Source organism: Sandarakinorhabdus cyanobacteriorum (assembly GCF_002251755.1).
GTDB classification, from domain to species: Bacteria; Pseudomonadota; Alphaproteobacteria; order Sphingomonadales; family Sphingomonadaceae; genus Sandarakinorhabdus; species Sandarakinorhabdus cyanobacteriorum.
The window spans coordinates 21,831-34,310 of record NZ_NOXT01000104.1 but is presented as its reverse complement, the minus strand read 5'-3'; the positions used below and the strand labels follow the sequence as shown (position 1 = coordinate 34,310).

The window sequence follows — 12,480 nt, the reverse complement described above, 5'->3', positions numbered from 1 at the left end:
TCATCCAGCGCTTATGGGGAGATTACGTCCAGCACTCACAAACGAGCTTGTCGCCCTTCTCAACGACGAGCATCTGCTGCGTCGAATGTCGGGCGCCACCGAAGGGGAGACCCTGCATAGCCTGTTCGAGCGGGGACGGTGGCTGGCGCAAGATCTTTCGCGGCCGGAGCGCCTACAAGATGCTTTGCGAAGCTTCGTCATGGCCATCCACGTGGGTAAACAGGACATGCAAGTGGAGCTTCAGCCAGCGGCACTGGGGAACGATGCGCAGGCAAGTTGGTCTCACGCCATCCCGCATCCCACTGCTTGTAGGCCCCACTGCGAGGCGAAACTCAGAATCGAAGCCAAGCGCAATGACGACCGATATGATGCCGACCTTGTCGCACTGATGGCCGAAGCGATGCAGGTGCAGCGCCTGGTGCTGCAATCGCCCGAACTCAGCCTCAACCAACTGGGCAAGCGAGAAGGCCGGTGCCGAACCCACTTGACCAGGCTGCTCCGCCTCTCGTGGATCAGCCCCAAGATCGTCGAGGCGATTGCATCAGGCACTCAGCCCAAGACGCTGACTCGCCGAGTGTTGTTGTCGGCGCCGATTCCCCTTGCTTGGGACGAACAAGAGCGGGAATTTGGTCTCGCGGTCTAGCCGCCGCGAACCCGCCGAACTGAGGTGAAGCCGGGAACCTTCAAGGAGAGATTCCGGCTCATTCTTGACCGAAATTACGGGCCGAGAGAGCGGTCTCTGACTACAAGCCAAGCGGCGCGACGCCGCAAAGCCACGGTAATCCCGGGTAATTCTGGAGCGGGCGCAGTCGGGGCCCCACTCTCGGGTTCACCCATGGACTGCGTGGTGCGCGACGCAGTCCGAACCACAGAGCTCTCTCCCTGATATTCCCTGTAATTGATGATTTTCCCGGGCGCTTCATCGTCTCTGGCGCAGTCGTTCCGCGTCGAGAAACGCAATGTTTTCTGTCGATTAGTGCTCCATGGAAACGTCGGAGGGCACCAATACCCTGCTGTAAAAACAGGGAATTCCCGCACGCAGAACAGGGAACTCCCCTGCCTCAAACAGGCAATTTCCCCCTGTTTTGCCCCGTTTCCACCTCGCCCAACCCCCGATTCCGCTTTGATCCCGCTCTTTGTGGGACGGAATCCGCCGATAGCGGGATGCAAAACCCGCAAAGCGGAACGAAACATCGGTATTTCGAGACGTCAGGACCGTAGATCGCGACGGCACATGCCGATTGCGGGATCGTGTCGATCGATTTCGGGACTGGCTTCGCAGTTTGCGGGACCCGATATCTTCATATCGAGAAAAAAGCAGCCCAGACCCTCGGCGTCCTCGGGCGCGTGCCGTCCCTTTTCAGCGCGAACTCCTCCCAATGCACATCCCACGCATGGCGGTCGAACACCTCCTGGCGTTTGGCTCCCCGCGAAAGCGGTTTACTTGCCCTCGGCCTGTGCGGCGTAGTTCGCGCAGGCCTGTGCATAGAGCCCCACGATCCGTTCCCGCTCGGCGGCGCTCGGGTACTTGGCCTTGGTCCTGGCCCATTCCACGGTGCGTCCACACCAATCGCGCAGATGGGCCGCGTCTTCCCGAGAGGTGCGCGGCTTGCCCGCAATGTCCACATAGATCGGACTGGTGTGGGCAAACACAGGCACACCGTCAGGCCCGTTGTATTCGCCCTGTATTGGGAGACGCGTGTCCGAAATCGCCCGGGCCGCAATCCAGGAGCTTGCCTGGAAGTCGGCCTTGCCGGTGATCTCCATCGCGGTCTTGCCCTCGCTGTTGAGCCTGGACGCGACGACCTTGCCGTTCACGATGATTTCGAGCCGTTCGACGGGCTGGTTGAAGTGCACCTTGGCGGTGAACGGCAATTGCCCGCGCTTGGCCAGCGCAACCGTGTCGCCGATCGCATGGCCATCCACGTCAAGACTGATCATGGGGCCTGACGTCACAAATGTCCGGCCGTCGCGCACAGCCTTGATCCATGACGCGTAACTGAAGGGGCCGTCCACCTTTGCATAGGTGCGCACGCCGCCGACCTTCTGGGTGTTCCACATCTTGTCGGTGGCGCCGAGGCCGGGAACCTTGGAGCCGGTGTTCAGCAGCCGGTACCATGTCACCATGGGGCCTGGGCCCGTGGCGCGGGTTGTGACGAACGGGTTTCCAAAGACGGCCACCTCCGCGCCATCGATCTTGCCCAGCGTGAAATCGATCGGGATCTCGCCGCCGGGATCCGGAAAGTGCGCCCAGACGACTAGGGCGCCGTTGGCGTGCGCCTTGTCCGCCTGGTCAGCCATGGCCGGGCTGTCATAGCCGCCGGGCACCCCCGTGGTCGGCTCACCCCAGCCCATCGGGTAAATCAGTTTCTTGATGTCGAGCAGGGTCGTGTGCCCGAGATAGTCGTGCCGGGTCTCTTCCGCGATGTAGACGATGTTTTGGCCGGTGGAATGCACGCTCGGGGCGCCCGTGAAGTGGTTCACGCTGGTGATGAGGTCGCCACCGGACGAGGCGAGCACGTTGATGACATTGAGATCCTCGCCCTGGGCTTCGAGCAGGGCTGTCTGCGGATCAAGGAAGTGGACATGGCTGTCGCCCGAGTACCAGCCTTGCTTCTTCATGTCCGTCCAGCGCGAGAGATCAACGGCCAACTTTGCGGGTCCACTCTCGCCAACCTCGAAACTGAGCTTCATGGGGTTGTACTCCAGCCCCCGGGCCACCTCCATCGTGTAGCGGCCGGCGGGGAGCCCGGCGACGAAGTCCGACTGCACATAGGCGAAGGTCTTGCCGCCAATGATCACGTCGCCGCCGATGTCTTCCCGCCACCCGCGCGGGATCACGTTCATGTGAAACTGTGGGGGCCAGTAGACGCCATTGGCATCCTCGATGTGCACCCGGGCCGCAACGGCTTCGCCCGTGTCCTTGTCCCGCAGGGAGAAGGACGTCTCCTTCAACACGCTCTGCAGCGGGTGGTTTTTTGGCAGCAGCTCTGCCGGGACCTCGCCGCCGGGTTCAATCGCGAAGATCTTCCAGTCTTCGCCGATCAGCCGCATCTTCAGTTTCACGGCGACGGGATTCTTGATCTGGCGTGTCGGGTAGATGACAATTGGCCCAACCTCGGCCATCCCATCCTTGATCTTGTACTCCGAGTAGCGCCAGACCACCTTGGTGATGGGAAACTTCCCCATGGTGGCAATGTAGTTTTGGCGGTCATCGCCCATGCCCATGAAATCGGGCGCGAGGAGCTCGTTCATCGAGTCCTCGTTCTCGCTCTGGATCGCGGCCGCCCACTGGGCCGTGGTCAGGCGCACATGGCTCAACTCGTGGTTCGGGTGCGCCAGCACCGTCGTGGACACCAGCGTGCCTATGATCGCCATCTTGAACAGTGTCCGAGCCATGCACGCCCTACGAGTAATGTCCCGCTATCCTGCAAGCTGCCGGCGGTTCCCGGCGTCTTGGGCCCCGCCTACACCGCGTTCATCGTGAGCAGGTCGTAGGCGGCGACCAGTTCATCGTCCTGGTTGGTCACGGCCACGGCCCAGCGGACTTCGCCCATGTCGGCAGTCCGGAGCGATTTCGCTTTGGCCGTGAGCGCAACCTTGATGCTGTCGCCGGGCTTGACCGGCTTGATGAAGCGCAGGTGCTCGAGGCCGAAGTTGGCCAGCACCGGGCCCGGCGCCGGGTCAACGAACAGGCCGGCCGCAAAGGACAGGATGAGATAGCCGTGCGCCACCCGGCCTCCAAAGATCGGGCTTGCCGCCGCGGCCACTTCGTCCATGTGCGCGTAGAAATTGTCACCGGTGAACTCGGCGAAGTGCTCAACATCGGCGAGCGTGATGGTGCGCGCGGCAGTGTGGAGCGTGTACCCCAAGTCCAGTTCACCGAACCGCTTGCGGAACGGATGGGCCTCGCCCGAGGGCTGGGGAACGCCCGGCAGCCACTGGCCAATGACGTGGCCAATCATCCGCGGATGGGCCTGCAGGGCCGAGCGTTGCATGTAATGCTTCACTCCCCGCACGCCGCCCATTTCCTCGCCGCCACCGGCACGGCCGGGACCGCCGTGGATAAGCATCGGCAAGGGGGACCCATGACCGGTCGACTCCTTGGCGCTGTCCCGATCAACGAACACCATGCGCCCGTGCAAGGCGCCACTGCCCAACACGAACGCGCGCACCGTTTCCGGCTGGTAGGTGAACACGGACAGGGCCAGCGAACCCTTGCCGCGATTGCACAGCGCAATGGCGTCCTCGACATCGGCATAGGGCATCAGCGTGCAGACGGGGCCAAAGGCCTCCACGTCATGCACATGCTGCGCCTGCCACGGCTGGTCATTGCGGAACAGGAGCGGGGACTGGAAGGCGCCGCGGTCTGCGTCGCCCTTGGCCTCCACCGTGTCGATGCTGCCCCAGGCAAGCGTGCATTCGCCGGCCAGGGCGCGCGCCGCGTCGCGCACATCGGCGCGCTGCGATAGGCTGACGAGGGCGCCCATCGTCACGCCGTCCTGCGCGGGGTCACCCACGACGACCTTCGACAGGCGGGCCGCCAGTGCCTGCTGGGCGGCGTCCATCAGCGCCCTTGGGACGAACGCGCGCCGGATGGCGGTGCATTTCTGGCCCGCCTTGACGGTCATTTCCCGCACGACCTCCTTCACGAAGAGGTCGAATTCCGGGGCGTCCGGTGTCGCGTCGGGCCCAAGGACGCAGGCGTTGATCGAGTCCCGTTCGGCCACGAAGCGGACGGACTCCCGTGCCATGACGGGATGGGATTGCAGCTTGATGGCCGTTGCCGCCGAGCCGGTGAAAGACACCACGTCCTGGCAGGTCAGATGATCGAGGGTGTCGCCTAGCGAACCCACAACCAGCTGCAAGGCGCCCTTGGGCAGCACGCCGGCCTCGATCATGATGCGAACGGCCTGCTCGGCGACCTGGGCTGTGGCTGTAGCCGGCTTCACGATGGCTGGCATGCCCGCCAGCAGGGCAGGCCCGAGCTTCTCGAGCATGCCCCAGACCGGGAAATTGAAGGCGTTGATCTGGACTGCGCAGCCCTGAAGCGACGTGTAGACGTGCTGGCCGATGAAACTGCCCGTCTTGCCGAGCACCTCGTGTTCGCCATCGACAATGACCACGTCGGCCGGAAGTTCCCGGCGGGCCTTGGAGGCCATGGTGAAGAAGGTGCCGGCACCGCCTTCGATGTCGATCCAGCCGTCATTGCGGGTCGCGCCCGTCTGGGCCGACAGTTCGTACAGCTCCTCCTTGCGGTTCATGATGGCCTGGGCGAGGGCCTTCAGCATCCCGCCGCGCTCGTGGAAGTTCATGGCGCGCAGGGCCGGTCCACCCACCGTCCGGGCGTGTTCGAGCATGCCCGCAAAATCGAGGCCGTCACTGCCCACAACAGCGACGGTTTCGCCGCTGATCGCCGAGACCACGGGAACGGCGGCGCCAGCCCCCGCCACCCATGCGTCCTTCGCGTAGTTGAGCAATCTCTTGGTCATCGCGGCCTCCATCGAGCCTTGGGGTTTTGGGTCACTTGCCGGTGAAATTGGGACGGCGCTTCTCGGTGAAGGCCGCCACGCCTTCGCGATAATCATCGCTCCGGCCCAGTTCGCGCATCAGGTCGCGTTCGAGCGCGAGTGACTCGTCGAGGGTCCGGCCAAACGACGTGCGCAGGGACTGCTTGGTCGCCACCAGGCCGCGGGTCGGGCCTTCGGCAAAACGCCGGGCGAGGGCCTGCACTTCGCCGATCAGTTCGGCATCGTCGACGCATTTCCAGATCATGCCCCACTGTTCGGCGCGTTCGGCTGGCAAGGGTTCGCCGGTGAGCGCGAGCCCAAGCGCGCGTGCCTGCCCGGCCAGCCGTGGCAACACCCAGGTGCCGCCCGAGTCTGGGATGAGACCGATGTTGGCGAAGGACTGGATGAACTTGGCGCTGCGGGCGGCGATCACCACGTCGCAGGCGAACGCGATGTTCGCCCCGGCGCCGGCGGCAACGCCATTGACGGCGCACACCACCGGGCGATCCATGGTCGCCAGCCGGCGGATCAGGGGCGAATAATAGGTCTCTACCGAATGGCCGAGGTCGACGGCCTCCTGTCCCGGCGCCACGGCGCGGTCGGCAAGGTCCTGCCCGGCGCAGAAGCCACGGCCAGCGCCAGTCAGCAATACCGAACGCACCGCCGAATCGGCCTCAATGCGGTCGAGGGCGTCGGCAAGCTCCTTGTGCATCTGCACGGTGAAACTGTTCAGCCGGTCGGGACGATTGAGCGTGACGCTCCCGACGCCATGCTCGATGTTCAGAATGATGGTCTCATAGCCCATCGTGACCTCCCCACTTTTGTCGTGCTTATAAATTAACTGCCCGGTCGGTCAAATATTGGCAAGAGGGAAAAGTCGCGGTAGACGGGAGGCGAGGCAGTGGTGCCGGCAAGGGACAGGGCCGCCATGGACAAGGACGAGATCGCCAGGCGCGTTGCCCATGCGATGTTCGCGCGCGAGGGCACGGGCCCGGCGTGGGACTTGCAGATCCGCGAGGTGCGGGAAGGCTATGCGCGGCTCGCCATGATGGTGCGGCCCGACATGGCCAACGGGCACGGCAGCGTGCACGGCGGCATGCTCTTTTCGCTCGCCGACACGGCGTTCGCCTATGCCTGCAACAGTCGCAACACCGTCAGCGTCGCCCAGGCCGCGTCTGTCGTCTACCTCGCCCCGGCCGGCGTTGGCGAAACGCTGGTGGCCGAGGCCCGCGAGGAGGCCGTGAGTGGCCGCACCGGCGTCTACACCGTCCAGGTCACCGTCGAGGGGGATGGCCGTGTCATCGCCCAGCTCCAGGGGCAATCCCGGACCATTGGCGGCGCCATCATCGATCTGTCGCAACCATCGCAACCGGAGCCGTAACCGATGCTTGATGCCTTTCTCTGTGACGCTGCCCGCACGCCGATCGGTCGGTATGGCGGTGCCCTGGCCAGCGTTCGTGCCGACGAATTGGCGGCTGTCCCGCTCGCGGCGCTTGTGGCACGCAATCCCGGCCTCGTCAGCGCTGTCGACGATGTCCTCCTTGGCTGTGCGAACCAGGCGGGTGAGGACAACCGGAACGTTGCCCGCATGGCGGCTCTGCTGTCCGGGTTTGGCGAGTCGGCCCCGGGCACCACGATCAACCGCCTGTGCGGGTCGGGCATGGACGCCGTGGCCATGGCAGCCCGGGCCATCAAGGCCGGGGAGGCGGACCTGATTATCGCGGGGGGTGTCGAGTCGATGACCCGGGCGCCGTTCGTCATGCCAAAGGCCGATGCGGCTTTTTCGCGGACAACGGCGGTCTATGACACGACGATCGGCTGGCGCTTCGTCAATGACCGCCTCAAGGCAAGCTACGGTATCGATTCCATGCCGGAGACGGCCGAGAACGTGGCCGAGGAGTTCGGTGTCAGCCGCGCCGACCAGGACGCCTTTGCGATGGAAAGCCAGCGTCGGGCCGCGGCCGCCCAGGCGAAGGGCCGCTTTGCCCAGGAGATTGTTCCGGTCTCCATCCCGGGCCGCAAGGGCGAGACCGTGACGGTGGACCAGGACGAGCACCCGCGCGAGACCTCGCTGGATGCACTGGCGCGACTGCGGCCGATCGTGAAGCCCCAGGGCACGGTCACCGCCGGCAACGCCAGCGGTGTCAACGATGGCGCAGCCGCCATCATCGTGGCCAGCAAGCGGGCCGTCGAGCGCCATGGCCTGGTGCCCCGTGCCCGAGTCCTGGGCTGCGCGGTCGCCGGCGTGGCGCCGCGCATCATGGGAATCGGCCCGGCGCCAGCCAGCCTGAAGCTGCTGGAACGACTTGGCCTTGGCATTGGCTACATGGACGTCGTTGAACTCAACGAGGCCTTCGCGGCTCAGGGTCTTGCGGTGCTGCGGCAACTCGGGCTCGCGGACAACAGTGCGCACGTGAACCCGAACGGTGGCGCCATCGCCCTCGGTCACCCGCTCGGCATGTCAGGCGCGCGCCTGGTCATGGCCGCGGCGCAGGAGCTTCTGAACAGCGGTGGTCGCCGTGCCCTGTGCACGATGTGCATTGGCGTCGGGCAGGGGATAGCCGTGGCGATCGAGCGCGTTTGAGCGCGCCGGAAAATTAATTGACCGACCGGTCGATTAAAACTATTTCGGGATCATCGGGGAGAGACTCAGACCATGTATACGACCGAGCTTGAGAAGCAGCCGGCACCGGCGCTGGTGACGATCGAGGATCCCGAGCGCCTCGCGGCCTTCGAGGCGCGCGTGGCGGCGGACGAGTATATCGAGCCGAACGACTGGATGCCGGAGGCGTACCGGCGCACGCTTGTGCGGCAGATTTCCCAGCATGCGCACAGCGAGATCGTGGGCATGCTCCCCGAGGCCAACTGGTTGACGCGGGCCCCGAGCCTGAAGCGGAAGGCCATCCTCCTGGCCAAGATCCAGGACGAGGGCGGTCATGGGCTCTATCTCTATTGTGCGGCCGAGACGCTGGGGACGAGCCGCGAGGAGATGATCGAAGCGCTCCATGCCGGCCGCGCGAAATACTCCACGATCTTCAACTATCCGACGCTGAACTGGGCGGATATCGGTGCCATCGGCTGGCTGGTGGATGGCGCGGCGATCATGAACCAGGTGCCGCTCCAGCGCACGTCCTATGGCCCCTATGCGCGGGCCATGGTGCGGATCTGCAAGGAAGAGAGCTTCCACCAGCGCCAGGGCTACGACCTGCTGCTCACGATGGTGAACGGCACGCCCGCGCAGCGCGCGATGGCGCAGGACGCGCTCAACCGCTGGTGGTGGCCGGCCCTGATGATGTTCGGTCCGCCCGATGACAATTCGCCCAACAGCGCGCAGTCCATGCGCTGGCGGATCAAGCGCGAGACCAACGATGAACTCCGCCAGAAGTTCGTTGATGCGACCGTGCCCCAGGCAGAACTGCTGGGCCTGACGGTGCCGGACCCGGACCTGCGCTGGAACGAGGAGCGCGGTCACTACGACTTTGGTTCCATCAACTGGGACGAATTCTACGCCGTGGTTCGTGGCGAAGGCCCGGTGGCGCGCGAACGGATGGACGCGCGGCGGGCGGCTTGGGACAACGGAGCGTGGGTTCGCGATGCCGCCGCGGCGTTTGAGGCCAAGCGCGCGTCCCGCAAGGCCGCTTGAGGGGAGGGCAGGCACATGAAGGACTGGCCGCTTTGGGAAGTCTTCGTGCGCGCACGGGGTGGGCTGGATCACCGGCATGCCGGGTCGGTCCACGCGCCGGACGCGGACATGGCGTTGCGCCACGCGCGCGACACCTACACACGGCGCATGGAAGGCGTCAGCATCTGGGTGGTGCGATCAGCCGACATCGTGGCCTCCGATCCGGCCAAGGGTGAAGCGCTCTTCGAACCGGCGGCCAGCAAGATCTACCGCCATCCCACCTTTTACGAGCTTCCCGAAGCCGTGAACCACATGTGAGGTCGGCCATGCAGCCCAACCACATCGAGGCCCTGCTGGAAGTTGCCGACGACAGCCTCGTCCTGGGGCAGCGCCTGTGCGAATGGTGCGGCCACGCGCCGACCATCGAGGTCGACCTCAGCCTCTCCAATCTCGCACTCGACCTGATCGGCCAGGCGACCTTGCTCTTGGATTATGCGGGCGAACGCGAGGGGCAAGGCCGTGATGCCGACCGACTCGCCTTTCACCGCGATGCGGAAGCCTTTCGCAACAGCATGCTCGTCGAGCAACCCAACGGGGATTTCGCGCGCACGGTCATGCGGCATTTCCTGTTTGCCGCCTACGCCAATCCGCTCTTCGAGGCCCTGACCTCGTCGCCCGACGCCCGCTTGGCCGAGATTGCGGCCAAGTCCATTAAGGAACTGCGCTACCACTTGGAGTACGCCACCGACTGGCTTGAGCGGCTGGGCCAGGGGACCGAGGAAAGCCACCGCCGGGTCGCAGAGGCCTACGATTGGCATTGGCGCTTCGTCGACGACCTGTTTTTTGACAGCGAGGCCTGGAAGAGCGGCGCTGAGAGCGGACTGTGGCCATTGCGTGCACAGCTGCGCCCTGCCTTTGACGAGACCCTGAATGCCGGACTGGCCCGGGCCGGTCTGGCCGAGCCCAAGCCGGTTTGGCCCATCGTGGGTGGACGTCTTGGCAAGCACAGCGAGCATCTGTCGTCCTTGCTGGCAACCATGCAGGTGCTGCCCCGCGCGCACCCTGAAGCAACGTGGTAGCCGGTGGCGGGCATGGCAGACATGGCGCCGCGGGACCTCAGCCAGCAGATTGCCGAGGTCCTCGCGCGGGTGCCCGACCCCGAGATCCCGGTCGTCTCGATCGTGGACCTGGGGATCGTCCGTGACATCGGGCACGATGCGAACGGCAGCTGGGTTTCCCTGACGCCCACCTACACCGGGTGCCCGGCCACGGCGGTCATCAAGCAAGCCACGCGGGACGCGCTCGACCAGGGCGGGCTTGGTCACGTGGATCTGCGCATCGTGTTGTCACCCGCCTGGTCGACCGACATGATTACCGAGGACGGCCGGGAAAAGCTCCGGCGGTACGGGATTGCGCCGCCCGAGCCGGCCAGTCCTGAGGTCGCCTGCCCGCGGTGCGGCTCGCGACAGACGGCCGAGGTGTCCCGCTTTGGATCGACGCCCTGCAAGGCGTTGTGGCGCTGCCTTGCCTGTCACGAACCGTTCGATCGGTTCAAATGCCATTAGGAGCCCTCATGTCGACCGGATTTCATCGGCTTGCCATCGCCAGCGTCTGGCACGAGACCCCCGAGGCGATCGCGGTGCGCCTGGCGGTGCCGGCCCCCCTGGCCGACGCCTACCGGTTCCACCCCGGCCAGCATGTGACTGTCCGCGCGCAAATCGCTGGAGAGGATGTTCGCCGCAGCTACTCGATCTGCTCGGTGCCGTCCGATGAAGGCCTGTGCATCGCCATCAAGCGTGTGCCTGGCGGGCGCTTCTCGAACTGGGCCAACGACAACCTGGTCTCGGGCGCCACGCTGGACGTGATGCCGCCAACCGGCGCGTTTACCTGGTCGTTCGATCCGGCGCGCCAGGCCCAGTACGCGATGTTTGCCAGTGGTTCGGGGATCACGCCGATCCTGTCGCTGCTCAAGACGGGGCTAGCAACGGAACCGGGCAGCCATTTTGCGCTGTTCTATGGCAACCGCGACACCAACAACATCATCTTCCGCGAGGAGATCGCCCAGCTCAAGAACCTGTATCTCGACCGGCTCCAGGTGCATCATTTCCTGTCGCGGGAAGAGGACGACCTCGAAATCCTGAATGGCCGCATTGATGCGGCCAAGGTCGAGCAGATCCTTGACCGTCTGCTGCCGGCCGAGGCAATCGACCGGGCGTTCATCTGTGGTCCCGAGGACATGATGGCGGCGGTCGAAACCGGCCTGGTGAAGGCCGGGATGGGGCCGGATCGCATCCTCACCGAGCGCTTCACCGCCAGCGAATTGAGCTCCGAGCAGAAGGAGGCGGTTTCCCGCCTCGAGCGGCAGGCCGCCGGCAAGCCGATCCGCGTGCGCATTGATGGCCGTCGGCGCACGCTCACCTTTGACCCGGCGCTGGGCTCCATTCTCGACAACGCCCGTGCCGCCGGCTTGCCGGCCCCGTTCTCGTGCAAGGCCGGTGTGTGCGCCACCTGCCGGGGACGCGTGGTCAGCGGCAAGGTGGAGATGGTTCGCCGCTTCGGCCTCAGCGATGCCGACATTGCCGACGGCTACGTGCTGACCTGCCAGGCCATCCCGGTGACCGACGACGTCGAGATCGACTTCGACGGTTGAAACCGGCGCCCTGTCGCTCAGGCCCCGCGGGGCGGGCGGGTGCCCTGGCCGCCGAGGGCCAGTTCAAAGGCCATGTCCGCAATATCGGACGAGGACAGCGGCCCGCCCGGCCTGAACCAGTTGCTGGTCCAGTTGATCATGCCAAAGAGCAGCATGGTGCGCGCGCGCATGCGCACCGGGTCGTCGGTCGTGGCCGGCATGGCCGCGGCCAGGAGGGCCTGGACGGCCGCCACGATCTGGCGCTGCTTGCCCACGATTTCGGTGCGCTTGTCCTCCGGCAGGTTGCGCATCTCGTTGAGCAGGACCTTCTGGCGGGACGCAGCTCCCGCGTAATCCCGCATGAACAACTCCAGGAGGCTGTGCAGCGCGTCAGCCGGTTCCTGGCGGCTTTGGGCGACCTGCTCGATATCGTGCAACAGCACGTCGATGTGCGAGTTCATCACGCCGTACAGCACGTCTTCCTTCGACGGGAAGTAATGATACAGCAGCGACTTCGAGGCGCCGCACGCGCGCGCGATGTCCATGATCGAGGTGCCGAGAAAGCCCTGCGTGGCGAACAGCCGGGCTGCGTGGTCGAGGATCGCCTCCTTGCGCTCTTCGTAATCGGCCGCTTGCGTTCGTGCCATCGATCGGCATTCCCGGAAATTCGCTGGATTGCCATTCCCGACTAGGGCCTTGCCGACGTGCGTCAAGGGTCA

General features: G+C 65.2%; 12 protein-coding genes. 8 read left to right on the top strand and 4 right to left on the bottom strand.

Going from position 1 to position 12,480, the window contains the following annotated elements; genetic code table 11:
• On the top strand, positions 1-643 hold a 643-nt coding region (locus tag CHU93_RS07635; protein WP_207759251.1), incomplete at its 5' end, for a hypothetical protein.
• Positions 644-1,440: 797 nt separating this feature from the next.
• On the opposite strand, the gene CHU93_RS07630 is transcribed toward CHU93_RS07635, so the two are convergent.
• The 3 genes from CHU93_RS07630 to paaG form a co-directional block, all read right to left on the bottom strand.
• Positions 1,441-3,399: a CehA/McbA family metallohydrolase gene (locus CHU93_RS07630; RefSeq protein WP_133064350.1), complete on the bottom strand. Its 1,959-nt coding sequence runs from the start codon at positions 3,397-3,399 to the stop codon at positions 1,441-1,443.
• A gap of 68 nt (positions 3,400-3,467) precedes the next feature.
• Complete coding sequence (gene paaZ, locus CHU93_RS07625) at positions 3,468-5,492, bottom strand: phenylacetic acid degradation bifunctional protein PaaZ (protein WP_094473504.1); 2,025 nt, start codon at positions 5,490-5,492, stop codon at positions 3,468-3,470.
• 31 nt (positions 5,493-5,523) lie between these two features.
• Positions 5,524-6,315: a 2-(1,2-epoxy-1,2-dihydrophenyl)acetyl-CoA isomerase PaaG gene (paaG, locus tag CHU93_RS07620; RefSeq protein WP_094473499.1), complete on the bottom strand. Its 792-nt coding sequence runs from the start codon at positions 6,313-6,315 to the stop codon at positions 5,524-5,526.
• A gap of 123 nt (positions 6,316-6,438) precedes the next feature.
• Between paaG and paaI the strand changes: the two genes are divergently transcribed.
• From paaI to CHU93_RS07585, 7 genes are all read left to right on the top strand, one after another.
• Complete coding sequence (gene paaI / locus CHU93_RS07615; RefSeq protein WP_094473498.1) at positions 6,439-6,891, top strand: hydroxyphenylacetyl-CoA thioesterase PaaI; 453 nt, start codon at positions 6,439-6,441, stop codon at positions 6,889-6,891.
• A gap of 3 nt (positions 6,892-6,894) precedes the next feature.
• Entirely contained in the window at positions 6,895-8,094 is a 1,200-nt protein-coding gene (pcaF, locus tag CHU93_RS07610) for a 3-oxoadipyl-CoA thiolase (RefSeq protein WP_094473497.1), read from the top strand.
• A gap of 72 nt (positions 8,095-8,166) precedes the next feature.
• Positions 8,167-9,153: a 1,2-phenylacetyl-CoA epoxidase subunit PaaA gene (gene paaA / locus CHU93_RS07605; protein ID WP_094473496.1), complete on the top strand. Its 987-nt coding sequence runs from the start codon at positions 8,167-8,169 to the stop codon at positions 9,151-9,153.
• Positions 9,154-9,168: 15 nt separating this feature from the next.
• Positions 9,169-9,450 (top strand): 1,2-phenylacetyl-CoA epoxidase subunit PaaB, encoded by a 282-nt coding sequence (paaB, locus tag CHU93_RS07600; RefSeq protein WP_094473495.1) that lies wholly within the window; start codon positions 9,169-9,171, stop codon positions 9,448-9,450.
• 8 nt (positions 9,451-9,458) lie between these two features.
• Positions 9,459-10,211, top strand: coding sequence for a 1,2-phenylacetyl-CoA epoxidase subunit PaaC (gene paaC, locus CHU93_RS07595; protein WP_094473494.1), 753 nt, complete (start codon positions 9,459-9,461; stop codon positions 10,209-10,211).
• A 12-nt stretch (positions 10,212-10,223) separates the two neighbouring features.
• Positions 10,224-10,697 carry a 1,2-phenylacetyl-CoA epoxidase subunit PaaD gene (gene paaD / locus CHU93_RS07590; protein WP_094473503.1) on the top strand — a complete coding sequence of 158 codons (474 nt, stop codon included), beginning with the start codon at positions 10,224-10,226 and terminating at the stop codon, positions 10,695-10,697.
• Positions 10,698-10,705: 8 nt separating this feature from the next.
• Entirely contained in the window at positions 10,706-11,782 is a 1,077-nt protein-coding gene (locus tag CHU93_RS07585) for a 2Fe-2S iron-sulfur cluster-binding protein (RefSeq protein WP_094473493.1), read from the top strand.
• Between the two features lie 17 nt (positions 11,783-11,799).
• On the opposite strand, the gene CHU93_RS07580 is transcribed toward CHU93_RS07585, so the two are convergent.
• Positions 11,800-12,408 (bottom strand): TetR/AcrR family transcriptional regulator, encoded by a 609-nt coding sequence (locus tag CHU93_RS07580; RefSeq protein ID WP_094473492.1) that lies wholly within the window; start codon positions 12,406-12,408, stop codon positions 11,800-11,802.
• Between the last annotated feature and the right edge of the window lie 72 nt (positions 12,409-12,480).